The sequence below is a fragment of the Fluviicola taffensis DSM 16823 genome, assembly GCF_000194605.1.
GTDB classification, from domain to species: domain Bacteria; phylum Bacteroidota; class Bacteroidia; order Flavobacteriales_D; family Crocinitomicaceae; genus Fluviicola; species Fluviicola taffensis.
The window spans coordinates 4,335,854-4,351,453 of sequence record NC_015321.1 but is presented as its reverse complement, the minus strand read 5'-3'; the positions used below and the strand labels follow the sequence as shown (position 1 = coordinate 4,351,453).

The window sequence follows — 15,600 nt, the reverse complement described above, 5'->3', positions numbered from 1 at the left end:
GAATTTATCTTCGGTAAACGCCTTAAACTGGTCTTGCTTTTAATTGGAATACTTTCATTTGTTGCCTATATTAATAATGTCATGCAATTCGGTTATGCAATTTTTGCTGCGGGATTGATATTCAGTGCTGTGTATTTGTCAGTGCATGAAAAAAGGTAGTACTAAAGATTAAAGATATAAACTGTTAAGCTTTTGAACTTTATAACATGAATACAGATCAGTTGCTTGATGCAATTACAAAACTTCCTGTTGAATCCAAAGAAGCTTTGAAAGCATGCTTAAGTGAAGTGAATTATCGAAAAGGACATCTGTTACTTCGTGCAGATAAAGTTGAATCCAGTATGTATTTCATTCGTAGAGGAATTGTAAGGGGATATTCAAATCAGAACGATAACGAAGTTACTTTTTGGTTCGGAACAGAAGGTCAGGCCGTTATTTCAATGAAAAGCTATGTTGAAAATCTTCCTGGTTATGAGAATATTGAGTTGTTGGAAGATTGTGACTTGTTGGAATTGAAAACAGCAGATTTGAAACGATTATTTGAAGAAGACCTTCACATAGCTAATTGGGGAAGAAGATTTGCAGAAAAGGAATTAATCAAAACGGAAGAACGTTTAATTTCTAGACAATTCAGAACAGCTTTGGAGCGATATCAAGATCTTTTACGGAATCATCCAGATTTGATTCGAAGAGTACAATTAGGATATATTGCTTCTTATCTCGGAATTACGCAAGTCAGTTTAAGCCGTATTCGATCCGAAATCAGGTAAAGTACGACCATTTTTTATCATTTGTAAAAAGATTCCTGTATTTTCTTTCTCAATTTTGCAGACATAAAATTTGTCTGAACTCTTTAATAACGGGAAAAATGAATTGGATTATTTTAATTATTGCAGGACTATTTGAAGTGGCATTTGCCTCGTGTTTGGAAAAAGCAAAAAACACAACTGGAAACACCATGTATTGGTGGTACGCAGGGTTTGGAGTTTCATTAGTTATTAGTATGTTATTACTTATGAAAGCCATTCAAACGTTACCAATAGGGACAGCTTATGCTGTTTGGACTGGAATTGGTGCTGTTGGAACGGTTTTAATCGGAATTTTGGTATTTAAAGAACCGATAAGTCTCTGGAAATTAGTTTTCATTACCACATTGATTGGATCAATCATTGGGTTGAAGGCAGTATCACATTGAGTGACCGAATAACTTGTTTTACGAAGGATATTTCTATCTTAGAATTCTAAATAAGCTGCCGTCTTAAATCAATATACAGCTGTTTTATTGATTTAAATGGATAAACAGCTAAAATAACGACTACTAATGACAGATTATCAACTACTTAAAGAAATTATCCAATGGGATATTAAATCCTGGTCGAAAGCTCTTTTGTTTTGGGAGAAAAATGTTGATTGGAACCAAGTTGAAAATGGATTGGAGTTGGGTGGACGTGAAGGAGGACTTTCTCTTTGGCTTGCTTTAAAAGGAAAAACTACTCTTTGTACAGATTTAAATAATATCAAAGAAACTGCAGAAAAATTACATGTAAAACATCAGGTTACAGCACTCATAAGCTACGAGAATTTAGATGCTGCTGCTATTCCATATGAAAATCATTTCGATGTGATCGTATTTAAATCTATCATTGGTGGAATTGGTCGAAATGATAACTTTGAAATTCAAAAAAAGGTCTTCAAAGAAATTTATAAAGCACTGAAACCAGGAGGAAAGTTGTTGTTTGCCGAAAATTTGATTGGTTCTCAGGTTCATAAAAAGTTAAGGGTAAGATATGCAAATTGGGGAAGTCCTTGGCGCTATCTTTCGATTAGTGAGATGGAAGAATGCTTGAGTATTTTTTCTAGTTACGAACTAAAAACAACTGGTTTTTTAGCCACACTTGGGCGAGGTGAAAAACAGCGCAAATTTTTTGCAGCCATAGATCAGTTATTTTGGAATCATGTAACCCCATCCAAATGGAAATACATTGCTTACGGAGTTGCTCAGAAATAAGAGCTCCAAATTTAACACTCATTTCAGCTATCTTTGTTACTAAACAAGGAATTATGTTTCGTACCTTTCTGAGGTCATACAAAGTGATTTTACTCTATGGAGTTTCATTAGCTGCGTTATTATTTCTGATGCGTTGGCTAGAGTTTCGTCTGTTGATTATCGATCATGCCATTGAATTGTATGCGGCTGTGATTGCAATTGTATTTCTAGTACTAGGAATTTGGCTTGCCAAACAGCTTACTAAGCCTAAAACGGTATTGGTTGAAAAAACAATCTATGTTTCACCCTCCGAAAACTTTGAACGAAACGAAAAAGTAGTAGAAGAATTAGGAATCAGTAAACGCGAATTGGAAGTATTGGAATTAATAGCTCAGGGATTTAGTAATCATGAAATTGCGGAGCGTTTATTCGTTTCACTGAATACCATTAAAACACACAGTTCAAAACTCTTTGAAAAACTGGAAGTTAATCGCAGAACACAAGCCGTTGAAGTAGCAAAACGATTAGGTATAATCTCCTTGTAAAACACAAAATCACCCGAAAGTATGAGTACTGAATTGGTACAGAATCCCATTTTTGTGAAAATGATAAAGTGAAAAAGATGAAAAAAAATGTATTGGTTTATGGAACGATTGGTGGCTTAATAACTGCTGCTTGGGTATTGATTGCCATGGTGATTTTCTCACACGGACTGGATATGACTCTTGGAATGATCCTCGGTTATACATCGATGTTTATTGCAAATATTTTCCTAGTGATAGGAGTGAAGAATTACCGCGATAAAACCAATGGGGGAGTCATTACTTTTGGTAAAGCGTTTAAAGTTGGGATTCTGATTACTTTACTCGCATCCACGATTTATGTGGTAAACTGGTTAATTTATGATTATGCAACTGATTCTCGTATGATGGAATCTTATTCGAAATCGATGCATGACCAGTTGGTTGAAAGCGGTAAAAGTGCAACTTTCATTGCAAAGCAAGATGCTGAAATGAAGGAATTTATGGTGCAGTATCAAAACCCTTTGTTCAAAGCAGCAATGACGTATATGGAAATTCTTCCTATGGGAATTTTGTTTACAGTGATCACGGCAATTGCTATGAGACGAAAAGTGCCGAAAGAAGGTTAGAAATTGTTTTTTCGACCTAACTTTACCCTAAATTAAAAGAGTGAAATACACCAAACTAAATAAAAATTGGAATGTTGCCCAATCGGAGACAGAACCTGAGATTTCCGTTGAAGAAATTGGACTTGGTTTTAGGTTTCACTTGAATCATCTTCAATTTCCGCATATTGACGAAGGAGACAAAGGGATTCTGAAATTCCAGGAGGTTTACGCTTACAACCTGGAACCAATTAATCAGGAGGAATATGAGCAGGGTAAATTCAGATTCAAAAACGAGGAACTTCCTTGGGGCAAATTTTATGAATTACCGAATTCTAGCTGGAGAAAAGATTTTTCAGCAGATAAAGTGGTTGTCAATAACTCCTTGAAAGCAACTAAATTGAAGCATTTCATCTTCTTTTTGCCAAATCATATTTTCGAGTGTATAGCTGGGGAATATCGGTTTCAATTCGAATGCGTCGCCGCAGAGAAATTGGAAGAAAGGTATCCGAAAGGCTATTTCAATCACTACCTGGCATTATTTGCGGTACATTTTGATCAGCTAAATATAGGCAGTTACAAAGTTTACACCAATTTGTACATTCAGTTGGAAGGAAAAAAAGAATTTGAGCTATTGAAAGAAGAAATCAAAACGATCAAAGCCAATAAAGATGTAGACGCCTACGTCAAAATTGCGAATTACAGCGAACTGCCAAATTTTGGAAGAAAGCAGCTTGATGAAATGATCAAAGTGATAGAAACGTATGATACTGGAAGTAAATATGCATAGTCAAGTTCAAACGTTCAAGAGATCCAAAAGTTTAAAATGGGATTTTTTCATTTGGACCATTTGAACCATTTGAACCATTTGAACCATTTGAACCATTTGAACCATTTGAACCATTTTTAACTTAAACAATGAGTAAACCCGCAGCTGGACGTATGTTCCAAGATATAAATTTTAAAGTAAAAAGTGCAGCAGGAAAGAAACTGGAGCAGATGATTGGTGTGGAAGATTCCGACAGTCCAGAGCGCGGACCGATTCTTATCTACATCAAGATCGAAGGTATTAGCTGGTCGCAATATTTTCTGGAATCTTGTTTTGGCGTTTGGGAAAACTGGGGAGAAATCGACATAGATGATGAATCCTATTCTTATCACGATTATGCCGAAAAATTCGCAGTGAAAAATCAGATTATCCGTTCTGCTTATTGTAAAGACAACGAAATTAAGCTAGAATTTGAAACGGGTGAAAAACTGATTTTGAAGTATAAAGATCCCGATGACTGGGATGGGGATCATGAGATGATTAAAACGACCTGAAACAGCGATGAAAGATTTTAGAAAAGAGCTGTATCTGAAATTTGGAAGGAGTCGCAATTTTATTCCTTACTATGCACACGTTTATCAGGAAGGAAATTATTCCAGTTTTGGAGCGTTCGGAGAATTGCTTCATGACATACTATTAAATAAGATAGATGATCACAAACTATTTCTGAAACAATGCGCATTTATCGATGAAATCTGCTCTGAACAAGACCCCGAGTGGAATAATATATTGAGGATGGAAGTTTTCTCAATTATGAATGCCAAGGAGTTGCTTAAACTACAGCCTTTTCTATCCGCGGATTCTAATAAACAGCTGGAATTTATTTGCCGAAAGGAACAAATGAGTACCAATGAAAACAGAATTAACAACCAATGCAAATGAACTGAACAAAAGGGTAGAGCTGAAACTTTCAACTCTCTTTTCTGAAAAGTGTACACTCTTCTTTTCGGTTTTCCCTTCTCTTGGCACGGATCATTTTTCCGTTCAATACATTGAAGAAGAACAACCTTTTTTGATTGTCAGGCAATGGAAGTGGAATCAAAAAACAGCATTTCCTTTGGGAATTCATATTTATGATTTGAGTAATATAAATATCAAGGAACAAAAAATCCCGCTTTCGACTGGAGATTACTCATTCATTTCTGATATCCAAGAAATGGAAATAATCATTGAAGAACTTGATGGAGTTATGCTCGATGGAGATTATTTTAAGTTGGTAATTAGTCAACAGGAATATCATTGGCGCATGATGCATCAGGTTTCTAAGGAATTGCAGGAATTGTTGGATAAACTAGTAAGATTGGCAGGTGTTATTTATTAAATGAGAAAGAAAATATAAAGTATTAAGACTGGGGTTATAGAGTTCATAAAATGGGTCTCAAGTTTTGTTTCAAAAGATTTCTGGGGCATCTTGGTGCCCTAAGTAAGCAGTTATTTTTCCACCGTCTTCTTCAAAACACCTTTCATATATTTAGTTCTTCTAATTTCCTCTTTTGAATCAAGGTACTCCACACACCAACCATGACGCAAGCCATCCTTCACGGAAATATGTTCCCCACTTGTTGCGGAAATGAATGCTCCTGTATATAGTTCTTGATCATCGAATTGCGTATAGGAATAACCCTCAATAATTCCGTTGCGATAAGTTATATTCTCAAAAATGCTTGAGTCAAAATGCTTAGTCAAAATAATGCCATCTAATTTCCCATTTCGATAATTTCCGCTTGTTTCGTAAGAAGAAGTTTTAACATGGAAAAGGCCGTTTAGTTTTTGAGACATTTCCGACTGATTGTTTTTTAAAGTAGAAACAATCGCTCCGAGTAAGGTGTCTTTTCTATAATAATCATCGACTTCAATGAGATAAGAAAACAGGAAAGAACTATCTTGTTTTTGAATTTTGTGAGTAATAATAGCTAAATGGGTGTTTTTAATGAATTCAAGCTGATAAGAATCAATTTCCTGATTCTTTCCGAAGAATGTCAATTGCTGGAGTGTGTCTTGGTGATAGAAACGTTCTTCGGTTTTGAAGCCTTTTATTGTTTTGATAACACTTCCATGTTTCTGATTCTTCTCGAAATGTTCTGTTATCACAATACTATCTAAAACATGGTTGGTCGTCCATTCTTTTGTTTTAAGCCCGTTTTGATAATATCCGGAGCTTTTGACCCACTTTTTCTCGGGAATCATTAGCACGTCGTCGATTATTTTGCCCGGTTGCCCGTCTGAAAACACTTGTGCTTCATAATAACCTTCCAGACGATCGTTTAGATACGTTCCACGACCGTAATTCATGGAATCCATCTGATATGAGTAAGGTCCGTTTTTTATACCGTCTCGGTAAGTGAAAGAATAATAGTTGGGAAGCCAGGGGCCAGGTATGAATATTGGATAAATGGAAATGTCGCCAGGCAAACGAATGTGGGGATCTGGATCTTCAATGGTCTGATCAGCTTCTTTTCGGTAATACTGGGTTAAAATCCCCTCCAGCTTTCCGTTTTTATAATTTTGTATGCGATGAATAGAGTCTTTCAAGGGACCAGAAGGAATGCGGTAAATGCGTGTTCCGTTTTCTAATCCATTGCTAAAGGTTGTGCTGTAAAGAATTCCGTTTTGTCTGTAAAGGGAATAGGTACTGTCAAGCTTCCCCGATTTGTAATAACCAACGTACATCGTATCCTTTTTGTTGAAATAGATACAGACCGCTTTTCCCTGTTTCAAGTCATTGACGAAATTTACCGTTTCAATACCCAAAGGTTCGTCATTCAGCGTACTGCGTGGGAAATTAGCTTTGATAGATGCCTCATCAAAATAAGGTACTTTTGCCAAACCTTGTTTGATTCCTTTTACATAAGGAATCTGTTCAATAACGATTCCTTCGAAAGTCTGCTTTTGTATCCCAATCGGAACATCTCGCTGCCATTGTAAGGATTTGACCATTTTTCCTTGGTGATTGTACCATTTTTCCATCCCGTATTTCCAATGGTAGCTGTGGGTCGAACTGTGAATCAATTTTCCTTCTTCGTTGAAATCGCTTACTAAACCATTCAATCTTCCAGCTCGGAAATTTTCTTTACGCTTCAGTGTTCCATTGGAGAAATAGAAAGTTCGTTCTCCATCTAAAAGTCCGTTTTTATAGTTTTCTGAAATTTTTGTTCCATCTTCTGAAAATGAAATTTTTTCTCCGTTCATGGTGTCAAATTTTCCATGTTTTCGGAATATTCTAAAGCGGTAATACGGAATTTCTCCTTTACCCAATGGATTCTCAATTGCCTGATAATCTTGCTGTACTAAAAAACGATCCGTATCAAAAGTGGTTGTAATAAAATCGCCATTCAAATCCGCGTTTAATGTCCGGAAACGGTTTGCTTTGAGTTGTGATCGAATACTTGTTAAATCTGCGTGATTCGTTATTTCAAAAGATAAATACTCAATTGTCGAATCACCTAGAAATAGGCAAGCATGTAATTGAATTTCGTTTTGAGACTTCGCGAATGAATACTGCTGAAAGTGAAGATTCAAAGAGTCTTTTTCACCGATTAATTGATAGTTGTGGCTTTCAAGATACGATTGAATACTGGCTTTATCAGCCTTTGTAAACCAATTCAAAGAAGTGCTCAGCAAGGAACTTTGACCAAAAAGTGATTGACAAACAAAAAATGATGTAATGAAGAGCAAATATTGCATGAACCAAAATTAGGGATTTTAGATTCATTGTATGTGGGAAAATGAATTTTAGTTAGCTGTATCAAATATAATCTCATGTTTTATTAATTCTTTATCAGTGTGGCTTTCTTTCGGGAAAAGAATGTACTTGTTTGTGGAATTTATAGCTGCGGACAAAATCCCGATTACTCGACAGGGAAATTTTAATTTCGAAGTGAAAACCGTTAGCCGTTCGTCTTTATTTAATTTAGAAGTAAAAGCCTTTCGTTTCGGTTAACAATCTCGGAAAGTGCTTTCCATTTTGGGTCCTGATCCAGTCTTTCCATAGATTGATCAGAAACGAAAGGATGCTTGAAGGATGTAATCGGGATAGAAGGATGTTTTGCTTACTTTTTCAGCCTTGGCAAAAAGTAAGAATCAGAATGCTTAATTTTAAACCAAGATGGAAATAGGAATAGACAGTTTTGCTGCAGTGCCGGCAGATAAAAGCATCAGTAATGCTCAAGCAATTAAGGAATTATTGGAACGAATCCAATTGGCGGATCAAGTTGGTTTAGACATTTTTGGAATAGGTGAACATCATCGGAAAGAATTTTTAGATTCTGCCCCAACTATGATTCTTGCAGCTGCAGCCTCGAAAACGAAACAAATTCGCTTAACAAGCGCAGTAACAGTATTGAGTGCTGCTGATCCAGTAAGAGTGTTCCAGAATTTTGCAACGCTTGATTTGATCTCAAACGGAAGAGCAGAAATGGTAGTCGGAAGAGGTTCTTTCATTGAAGCATATCCATTATTCGGTCTCGACTTGAACGATTACGATGCACTCTTTGCTGAAAAACTGGATTTATTGCTTCAAATCCAGCAGAATGAAACGGTTAATTGGTCGGGAAAATTTCGGGCATCATTGAATGATCAAGCAATTTATCCGCGTCCTTTGCAAGAGAAACTTCCTGTGTGGCTTGGAGTAGGAGGAACACCTGCTTCTTTTGTTCGTGCCGGACAATTGGGATTACCATTGATGGTTGCTGTGATTGGTGGAGAAACGTATCGTTTCAGACCATTAATCGATTTATACAAAGATGCAGCAGCAAAAGCAGGACATGATTCGAAACAATTGAAAGTCGGATTACATTCCTTGGGTTATGTGGCCGCAAGCAAGGAAGAAGCTGTGGGAGATTACTATCCAGGGTATGAGCGAATGTTTACCAAAATCGGCAAGGAAAGAGGTTTTCCACCAGTTACAAAAGAACGTTTCGATGCTCAAAACGGCAAAATGGGAGCTTTATTGGTTGGAGAACCAGTTGAAGTAGCAGAGAAAATCTTGAGACACAGTGAATCGTTGGGAGGAATTTCGCGTTTTACTTTTCAAATGGATGCAGGTTTAACACATGAAAAATTGATGAAAGCGATTGAATTGATTGGAACAAAGGTTTCACCGATTGTGAAAGCTGGGATTTAATAATGAACCAAATCTGGGAGTAATTGTATTGGATTCGTACAATTACTTCCTCATGAAAATCTGTACTATTTCCAGTATTCTGCTTCTTTCTCTAAAAATTCATTCACAAACAGTTACTATTCCTGATAAAGCGTTTTTATCTCGATTAATCCACTTAGGTTTTGATAAGAACAAGGATAACCAGATTCAGCAAAGTGAGGCAGAGCGTATAGATTCCTTAAATCTGGAAACTCATTCAGAGAATGTTATTTATTCAAGTTATCCGAATTTTCAAGAAGATGGTTTGATTAAAGAACTTACAGGAATTGAAGCATTTACCAACTTACGGTATTTAAACATAAATAACCAGTTCGAATTTTATTCGTCTTTAACGAATCAACCTCATGAATTCATTGGAAACAATAAACTGATTACTGAAATTGATTTGAGTAAAAACCTTCTTCTGGAGGTATTCCTGTGTAACGGAAATCAACTGAAAACACTGAATCTTCAAGCTAATACCCATTTGAAAGAACTTCATTGTTCTTCCAATGAATTAACAGCGATAGACTTTGGTTCCCTTCCTGAACTACAAAAGCTGATCTGTAGTGAAAATAAATTGACAACACTCAATATTAGTCATGTACCAGCATTAAATTATTTGGATTGTACGAACAACCAACTCACATCGCTTATTTACACACTGAATACTCAATTAAAAGATGTAAGACTTGGTTTCAATCAACTCAGTCAATTGGATCTTTCTCAAAACAAGAATCTTTATTGGTTAAATTGTGAATCGAATGCTCTTACTGTTTTAAAATTCGGATCTAAACTTTTGTCACTAGATTGTTCAAGAAACCAGATTGAGAATTTGGATTTTACGGGAAACTACTCGCTTTTCTTTCTCAAATGTAATAACAATCGGATAAAGCGATTAATTATCACTGCTCCAGTAAGAGAACTGAATTTTTCATACAACTTCGTTTCAAAATATTATTGTAGTAGTCCAGATTTAATAAAATTGAATTGTGTTTCAAACAATCTGAGTGAACTAAGTCTAAGTGAAAATAAGGCATTGGTTCGGCTAGAATGTACGATGAACAACCTTGTGAAATTGGATCTGAGCGATAACCATCATCTGGACTACCTCGTTTGTAATAAAAACAAACTGATTAGTTTGGTACTGACTAGTCAAGAAAATTCGAAGCTTAAATTAATATCGTGTGATTACAACCAACTAAAGTCTTTGGATATTACAAGTTTAACGAATCTCGAGAATTTGTATTGTTCCTCGAACAAACTAAAGTCTCTCGATGTAACTCACAATCAAGCTTTAGTGATATTGCATTGTAGCAAGAACGAGCTTCCAGAATTGGATTGCAGCAAAAACACGTACTTACAAAAACTGGATTGCAGTAGTAATCAACTGACTCAATTAGATGTGAGTAAGAATCCTCTTATAGATGAATTGGCATGTGTAGCAAATCAACTGACTGTTTTGAATGTCAATCTCAATGTGAAACTTCAAACACTTAGATGTACGCATAATGAACTCACTTCTATTGATTTGAGTGAGAATTGTTTTTTGAGAAATATGAGTATCAATAACAATCAACTGAAAACATTGGAGATCAGTAACAATAATCAACTGGAGTATTTGAGTTGCGAACACAATAATCTAGAAGAGATAAATACTACTCAAAATCGAGCTTTAAAAATCCTAAGTATCTATAACAACAAGCTTTCTACCTTGGATATCAGCAAAAATAGTGATCTTGAGCAGTTAAGTTGTCAGTTGAATAAACTCACCTTTTTGGATATAAGTAAAAACCAGGATTTGGAAAGTCTCTTTTGCTGGGGAAATAATTTGACGACGCTTGATTTGAGTCAGAATATGAACTTACATACTGTCTCAACAGAAAAGAATCCAAAGCTGTTAAAAATATGTGTGAATCAAACGCAGTTGAAAGAAACCAAGAGATTAACAAACGAATTGTATTGGTATAAGGATGAAAAGACTCAATGGAGCTTGGAGTGTTTTCGTTGAGAACTTGATTTTTGATTCAATTTTTTTACTTTCCAGGTAAATTTATGTTAATAAAGGCAAGGTTTTTGTTTGAAAACTAAAAACAATATAAAATATTCCATGAAACAACTTCTTCTACTTGCATCTATTTTAATGAGTTTTGGAGCTTTAAATGCCCAAACCAAGGTCTATAAGGGAAACTCTACGAGTTATTCTGACTGTTTGTTTACATTTAGCGGAAAGAAGATTTATCATAGCAATTCTACTAGTTATTCCGATTGTGCTTTCACCGTGGAAGGAAATAAAGTGTATGAAGGGAACTCAACGAGTTATTCCAATTGCCGCTATACAATCGACGGAAATAAAGTTTATAAGGGAAACTCAACCAGTTATTCGGATTGTTTGTTCACGATAGACAATAATAAAGTTTACAAAGGCAATTCTACGAGTTATTCCAATTGCGTGCTCACGATTGAAGGTAAGAAAGTATATCAAGGGAACTCAACCAGTTATTCGAATTGTTTGGGAACCTTGACTTCTCCATTGGAAAATACCATTATTGCTATACTTTTTGATACCAATCTATAAGAGGATAGAAAGAATTTAGATTCAATTCAAAATGGGACCAACTTGCAAAATCTTACTGAAGAATCCACTCACTGATACGCAATTGCTTGAAATAGCTTTTTACGTAGCCGAAAAGGGAGAAATTCAAGAAGATTTAAGATTACAGGCTTGGAGCTTTTTGGTGAAATTAAATCAGATTATTCCAAGAGATTTCACTGATAAAGGATGTGTTTTCTCAATATACGTTTGGGAAGGATTAATTGCTGAATATGGTGGATCATACGAAATAGAAGAAAACGAATTGAAGCAGCTAGAACAAGTAATTGGCTTTCGACCTTATGGACACATTCAATTAGATGCTAGCTGTAATGGAGTAATTGACCATGCTCTTTTAGGGAAAATGGCTTCTGATTTACTGAATAAATTTGGGGGATTTATTGATTTTGGAGGAATTTTGAATTTAAATCCAAATGAATCCGTTCCTGGTAAATTAATAAACATAGGTATTGAAAACGAAGAACATTATTATCAACTGGGCGATCAAATATTTTTAGATTATTGGTTGAATCACAATCAATTTCGGATGATTAAGTAGGTAATAGAAGTCTCTTTGAATCAGTTGTTTTGCTATTTTAGTGTTTCAATATTGATTTGAAGGAAAAAGGATGTTTACAGTCTCGCAAATACAAGAAGCTCACAAAAAAGTGAAATCGGGAGCAGAATTCCCTCAATATATTCAAGAAATCAAGCGATTTGGGGTGAAAAGCTTCGAAACGTGGGTAAGTGATAGCCATACTGTTTATTTTGGAGAAAGTGGTTTTCAAACAGAATCCCAGCCAAAATATGAAAAGCTGACAGTTGCAGATAGAACTGACATCGACCAATTTAAAGTACGCTTGAAAATCCATCAACAAGGTCAGACAGATTACTATACATTTTGCAAAGATTGTGCTAAAACCGGAGTTGAAAAATGGATAATGGATCTCAATGCAATGACTTGTATTTATTACGACAAACAAGGAAATGAATTGTTGCTAGAACAGATACCGTTTCCTTAAAAGGATAGTTGCCACCACTAAATTCAAACACCATTTACACTGAATAAAATAACCATGATTATCAGAGAAGCTAAAATAGAAGATATTCCTCAGATTCAATTTGTTCGGAATTCTGTAACCGAAAACACCTTGTCTGATCCAAATTTGGTGACCGACGAGGATTGTGAAGAGTTTATAACTGTGCGTGGAAAAGGCTGGATTTGCGAAATCGACTCAAAAATTGTAGGTTTTTCAATTGCGGATTTGAAAGAGCACAATATTTGGGCTTTGTTTCTGCATCCCGACTTTGAGAAGCAAGGAATTGGTCGTAAATTACACGATATTATGCTGAATTGGTATTTTAATCAGACGAAAGAAACCGTTTGGTTGGGAACTGCTCCAGGAACGCGCGCTGAACAATTTTACAGAAAGTCTGGTTGGAAAGAGATTGGCTTACATGGAAAAGGAGAGGTGAAATTTGAAATGACATACCAAGATTATTGGTCAAATAAATAAGAAAAGAGCCACAAACTAATAATAATGAGAATGAAACAAAACAGGAAATTAATGATTGTTTTTTTGATCTTAGCTCAAACTACGTTCGGGCAAATTTTGAAATCAGGATTCGATAAATCTGAATATATTGAAACCTTAAAAATCAATCAGAAAGTGCATATTCCTTTGGATAAATGGGATGCAGATACCAATGTTGCTTATCCTCAAGACTATAATTTTGTGTATCGCTCACCAGTTGTTGCGTTCGATAATATTTGGGATTTATGGGTTCACAAAGAGAAAGCGGTTGCATTGATTTCTATTCAGGGTAGTGTTCAAACCGAAGCTAGTTTTTTAGCGAATTTGTACGCAGCAATGATTCCTGCAAAAGGAGAAATTCAGCTGGATAAAGACTTTAAGTTTCAATACCAACTTTCTGAAAATCCGAATGCTGCTGTGCATGTGGGCTGGTTTGTTGCGATGGCTTATCTATCAAAAACGGTTGTTCCACAAATTGATTCCTGTTACAAAGCTGGAATCAAGGAGTTTGTTTTAACGGGACATAGTCAAGGAGGAGGAATTACTTTTTTAATGAATTCTCATTTGGAAAGCTTGAAAAAACAAGGGAAGTTACCAGTAGATATTCGTTTCAAAACGTATTGCAGTGCGGGTCCAAAACCTGGTAATTTGTACTATGCGTATGACTATGAGCGTATGACAGCAGGTGGTTGGGCCTTCAATGTGGTCAATTCTGTTGATTGGGTGCCAGATGTTCCTTTTACAGTTCAAACAGTAAATGATTTTACGGCTGTAAATCCTTTTTATGGAGCTAAAAAAATAATCAAAAAGCAAAAATTCCCAAAGAATATTGCACTTAAACATGTTTACAAACAAATGAGTAAACCAAGTTTGAAGGCTCAAAAAAACTATGAGAAATATTTAGGTAAAATGGTTTCTCAAGCTGTTAAAAAGCAAATTCCAGGTTATGTTGCCCCAGAATATTACAAAAGTAATTACTATGTAAGAACTGGAAACACGATTGTTTTGTATGCAGATGATGCGTATTTGAAACTATTTAGCAATGATCCAGAAAATCCGAATATCTGGCAACATCATTTGCCGAGGCAATATTTGTTCTTAGCTGAAAAACTGAGCTTGTAATTTGATTCGTTATTGAAAATGACTCTAGCAAATCAACTAGCGAAACATTTAAGAGATGTTCATTTTGGAGGAAATTGGAGTACTGTAGATCTAAAAAACACCTTATCGGATTTAACTTTAGAAGAAGCGACTACTAAAATTTATTCATTGAATTCAATTCTTGCAATTACCTTCCACATGGCTTATTATCTGGATGTACTCATTGGCGTTTTGGAAGAAAATGTTTTGAACGGAAAGGATGAATTAAGTTGGGTTTTTGATACTCCTGGAACAGAAGAGGAGTGGAAGATATTCCAAGAAACAATCTGGGAAAAAGTAGAAAGAGTTACATTACTCATCGAAAAATTGCCAGATGAAAAGCTAACAAAAGAGTTCCTGGACCCAAAATATGGAACCTATTACCGAAATATTGCGGGAATTATAGAACACGTACATTATCATTTGGGACAAGTTGTCATCATAAAAAAGCTGCTGGCTCATGAAAAATAAGTGATTTGTCCACCTTTTTAGGCTGTCTGTTGGACGAATGCCTGCTAAAGCACGGTTATTTTTGTAAAAACATAGCACATGGCAAACGTTCTAAAAAAGGCAGTATCTGGTTTATTTGATAAAATGCTCAGCACAAGTAAAGTAATTAATGTAAATCGCTGGGAGCCTTCATCAATGGTTGAAATAGATGTTCATATTTCAACGTTAAAACTGGAGAAATGGAAAACTATTCACCGTGTGAAATGCCGAGTTGGAGATTTAGAATACCGTGATTATACACCAACATCTTGGGATTTCGAAAAAGGAACGTTTAAATTGTATGTTGAAGCTGGTCATGAGGGTGCGGGAAGTCAGTGGGCGCAACAAATTAAAGTTGGTGATGAAATTTTGTTTGGGGCTGTTCATGCGGCTCAAATTCCATCTAAAGAAGGGCGGATTCTCTGTTTGATAGATTTAAGTGCTCTTGGACATGCCTTAAGTTTAAAGCAATTAATTGACACCGATAAATTTCCGCTCGAAGTAGCTGTTTTCCTTCACGAAGAATATCAGATTCCAGAATCGCTTCGGAAAGAAAATCCGGAGTTTGAATTTCTTTATGAGGAGAATGAAGAAAATAGTGTGGTTTTGGAAAAATGGATGATGTCAAAAAAAATGGAGAGCTATGAGTCTATTTGCGTTGTAGGTAACACACCAATGGTTTCTCTATTGAGAAAGAAATTAAAAGCCATTCCAGAAGTCGAAGCGCGTATCTTTGCACATGGGTTTTGGTCTTAAAAAAA

18 protein-coding genes are annotated in these 15,600 nt (G+C 35.6%); 17 read left to right on the top strand and 1 reads right to left on the bottom strand.

Translation table 11 applies throughout. From position 1 onward, the window contains the following. Positions 1-206 precede the first annotated feature (206 nt). The 8 genes from FLUTA_RS19110 to FLUTA_RS19070 all read left to right on the top strand — a co-directional run bounded on the left by FLUTA_RS19110 (position 207) and on the right by FLUTA_RS19070 (position 5,263). Entirely contained in the window at positions 207-770 is a 564-nt protein-coding gene (locus FLUTA_RS19110; RefSeq protein ID WP_013688550.1) for a Crp/Fnr family transcriptional regulator, read from the top strand. Between the two features lie 98 nt (positions 771-868). Continuing rightward, positions 869-1,195, top strand: a complete 327-nt coding sequence (locus tag FLUTA_RS19105) for a DMT family transporter (RefSeq protein WP_013688549.1) — start codon at positions 869-871, stop codon at positions 1,193-1,195. 126 nt (positions 1,196-1,321) lie between these two features. Next, complete coding sequence (locus FLUTA_RS19100; protein ID WP_013688548.1) at positions 1,322-2,008, top strand: methyltransferase domain-containing protein; 687 nt, start codon at positions 1,322-1,324, stop codon at positions 2,006-2,008. Positions 2,009-2,061: 53 nt separating this feature from the next. Continuing rightward, a complete protein-coding gene (locus tag FLUTA_RS19095) occupies positions 2,062-2,532 on the top strand; it encodes a helix-turn-helix transcriptional regulator (RefSeq protein ID WP_043023947.1) in 471 nt (156 codons plus the stop codon). Between the two features lie 77 nt (positions 2,533-2,609). After that, complete coding sequence (locus tag FLUTA_RS19090; protein ID WP_013688546.1) at positions 2,610-3,137, top strand: DUF4199 domain-containing protein; 528 nt, start codon at positions 2,610-2,612, stop codon at positions 3,135-3,137. A gap of 40 nt (positions 3,138-3,177) precedes the next feature. Next, positions 3,178-3,903 carry a hypothetical protein gene (locus FLUTA_RS19085; protein WP_013688545.1) on the top strand — a complete coding sequence of 242 codons (726 nt, stop codon included), beginning with the start codon at positions 3,178-3,180 and terminating at the stop codon, positions 3,901-3,903. A 128-nt stretch (positions 3,904-4,031) separates the two neighbouring features. After that, entirely contained in the window at positions 4,032-4,436 is a 405-nt protein-coding gene (locus tag FLUTA_RS19080; RefSeq protein WP_013688544.1) for a hypothetical protein, read from the top strand. A gap of 356 nt (positions 4,437-4,792) precedes the next feature. Further along, positions 4,793-5,263: a hypothetical protein gene (locus FLUTA_RS19070; RefSeq protein WP_013688542.1), complete on the top strand. Its 471-nt coding sequence runs from the start codon at positions 4,793-4,795 to the stop codon at positions 5,261-5,263. A gap of 110 nt (positions 5,264-5,373) precedes the next feature. Here the strand turns inward: FLUTA_RS19070 and FLUTA_RS19065 are convergent, their stop codons facing one another. After that, positions 5,374-7,626, bottom strand: coding sequence for a toxin-antitoxin system YwqK family antitoxin (locus FLUTA_RS19065; protein WP_013688541.1), 2,253 nt, complete (start codon positions 7,624-7,626; stop codon positions 5,374-5,376). 421 nt (positions 7,627-8,047) lie between these two features. On the opposite strand from FLUTA_RS19065, the gene FLUTA_RS19060 reads away from it, so the two are divergent. The 9 genes from FLUTA_RS19060 to FLUTA_RS19020 all read left to right on the top strand — a co-directional run bounded on the left by FLUTA_RS19060 (position 8,048) and on the right by FLUTA_RS19020 (position 15,595). After that, a complete protein-coding gene (locus FLUTA_RS19060; protein ID WP_013688540.1) occupies positions 8,048-9,064 on the top strand; it encodes an LLM class flavin-dependent oxidoreductase in 1,017 nt (338 codons plus the stop codon). A 52-nt stretch (positions 9,065-9,116) separates the two neighbouring features. Continuing rightward, on the top strand, positions 9,117-11,093 hold the full coding sequence (locus FLUTA_RS19055) for a leucine-rich repeat domain-containing protein (RefSeq protein ID WP_043023946.1): 1,977 nt from the start codon (positions 9,117-9,119) through the stop codon (positions 11,091-11,093). Between the two features lie 99 nt (positions 11,094-11,192). Further along, positions 11,193-11,660: a hypothetical protein gene (locus FLUTA_RS19050; protein WP_013688538.1), complete on the top strand. Its 468-nt coding sequence runs from the start codon at positions 11,193-11,195 to the stop codon at positions 11,658-11,660. 31 nt (positions 11,661-11,691) lie between these two features. Continuing rightward, positions 11,692-12,234 (top strand): DUF6368 family protein, encoded by a 543-nt coding sequence (locus tag FLUTA_RS19045; RefSeq protein WP_013688537.1) that lies wholly within the window; start codon positions 11,692-11,694, stop codon positions 12,232-12,234. 70 nt (positions 12,235-12,304) lie between these two features. Beyond that, positions 12,305-12,697: a DUF1398 domain-containing protein gene (locus FLUTA_RS19040; RefSeq protein WP_013688536.1), complete on the top strand. Its 393-nt coding sequence runs from the start codon at positions 12,305-12,307 to the stop codon at positions 12,695-12,697. A gap of 54 nt (positions 12,698-12,751) precedes the next feature. Next, on the top strand, positions 12,752-13,192 hold the full coding sequence (locus FLUTA_RS19035) for a GNAT family N-acetyltransferase (RefSeq protein ID WP_013688535.1): 441 nt from the start codon (positions 12,752-12,754) through the stop codon (positions 13,190-13,192). Between the two features lie 24 nt (positions 13,193-13,216). Further along, positions 13,217-14,332: a lipase family protein gene (locus FLUTA_RS19030; RefSeq protein ID WP_218916779.1), complete on the top strand. Its 1,116-nt coding sequence runs from the start codon at positions 13,217-13,219 to the stop codon at positions 14,330-14,332. Between the two features lie 18 nt (positions 14,333-14,350). Further along, positions 14,351-14,821 carry a DinB family protein gene (locus FLUTA_RS19025; RefSeq protein WP_013688533.1) on the top strand — a complete coding sequence of 157 codons (471 nt, stop codon included), beginning with the start codon at positions 14,351-14,353 and terminating at the stop codon, positions 14,819-14,821. Positions 14,822-14,899: 78 nt separating this feature from the next. Then, the gene (locus FLUTA_RS19020; protein ID WP_013688532.1) at positions 14,900-15,595 is read left to right on the top strand and encodes a siderophore-interacting protein; all 696 of its coding nucleotides are present in this window, start codon (positions 14,900-14,902) and stop codon (positions 15,593-15,595) included. The last annotated feature ends 5 nt before the right edge of the window (positions 15,596-15,600 follow it).

Coding starts and splice junctions, on each gene's coding strand:
- FLUTA_RS19110 (WP_013688550.1), top strand. CDS start 207: ATGAATACAGATCAGTTGCTTGATGCAATTACAAAACTTCCTGTTGAA.
- FLUTA_RS19105 (WP_013688549.1), top strand. CDS start 869: ATGAATTGGATTATTTTAATTATTGCAGGACTATTTGAAGTGGCATTT.
- FLUTA_RS19100 (WP_013688548.1), top strand. CDS start 1,322: ATGACAGATTATCAACTACTTAAAGAAATTATCCAATGGGATATTAAA.
- FLUTA_RS19095 (WP_043023947.1), top strand. CDS start 2,062: ATGTTTCGTACCTTTCTGAGGTCATACAAAGTGATTTTACTCTATGGA.
- FLUTA_RS19090 (WP_013688546.1), top strand. CDS start 2,610: ATGAAAAAAAATGTATTGGTTTATGGAACGATTGGTGGCTTAATAACT.
- FLUTA_RS19080 (WP_013688544.1), top strand. CDS start 4,032: ATGAGTAAACCCGCAGCTGGACGTATGTTCCAAGATATAAATTTTAAA.
- FLUTA_RS19070 (WP_013688542.1), top strand. CDS start 4,793: ATGAAAACAGAATTAACAACCAATGCAAATGAACTGAACAAAAGGGTA.
- FLUTA_RS19065 (WP_013688541.1), bottom strand. CDS start 7,626: ATGCAATATTTGCTCTTCATTACATCATTTTTTGTTTGTCAATCACTT.
- FLUTA_RS19060 (WP_013688540.1), top strand. CDS start 8,048: ATGGAAATAGGAATAGACAGTTTTGCTGCAGTGCCGGCAGATAAAAGC.
- FLUTA_RS19055 (WP_043023946.1), top strand. CDS start 9,117: ATGAAAATCTGTACTATTTCCAGTATTCTGCTTCTTTCTCTAAAAATT.
- FLUTA_RS19050 (WP_013688538.1), top strand. CDS start 11,193: ATGAAACAACTTCTTCTACTTGCATCTATTTTAATGAGTTTTGGAGCT.
- FLUTA_RS19045 (WP_013688537.1), top strand. CDS start 11,692: ATGGGACCAACTTGCAAAATCTTACTGAAGAATCCACTCACTGATACG.
- FLUTA_RS19040 (WP_013688536.1), top strand. CDS start 12,305: ATGTTTACAGTCTCGCAAATACAAGAAGCTCACAAAAAAGTGAAATCG.
- FLUTA_RS19035 (WP_013688535.1), top strand. CDS start 12,752: ATGATTATCAGAGAAGCTAAAATAGAAGATATTCCTCAGATTCAATTT.
- FLUTA_RS19030 (WP_218916779.1), top strand. CDS start 13,217: ATGAGAATGAAACAAAACAGGAAATTAATGATTGTTTTTTTGATCTTA.
- FLUTA_RS19025 (WP_013688533.1), top strand. CDS start 14,351: ATGACTCTAGCAAATCAACTAGCGAAACATTTAAGAGATGTTCATTTT.
- FLUTA_RS19020 (WP_013688532.1), top strand. CDS start 14,900: ATGGCAAACGTTCTAAAAAAGGCAGTATCTGGTTTATTTGATAAAATG.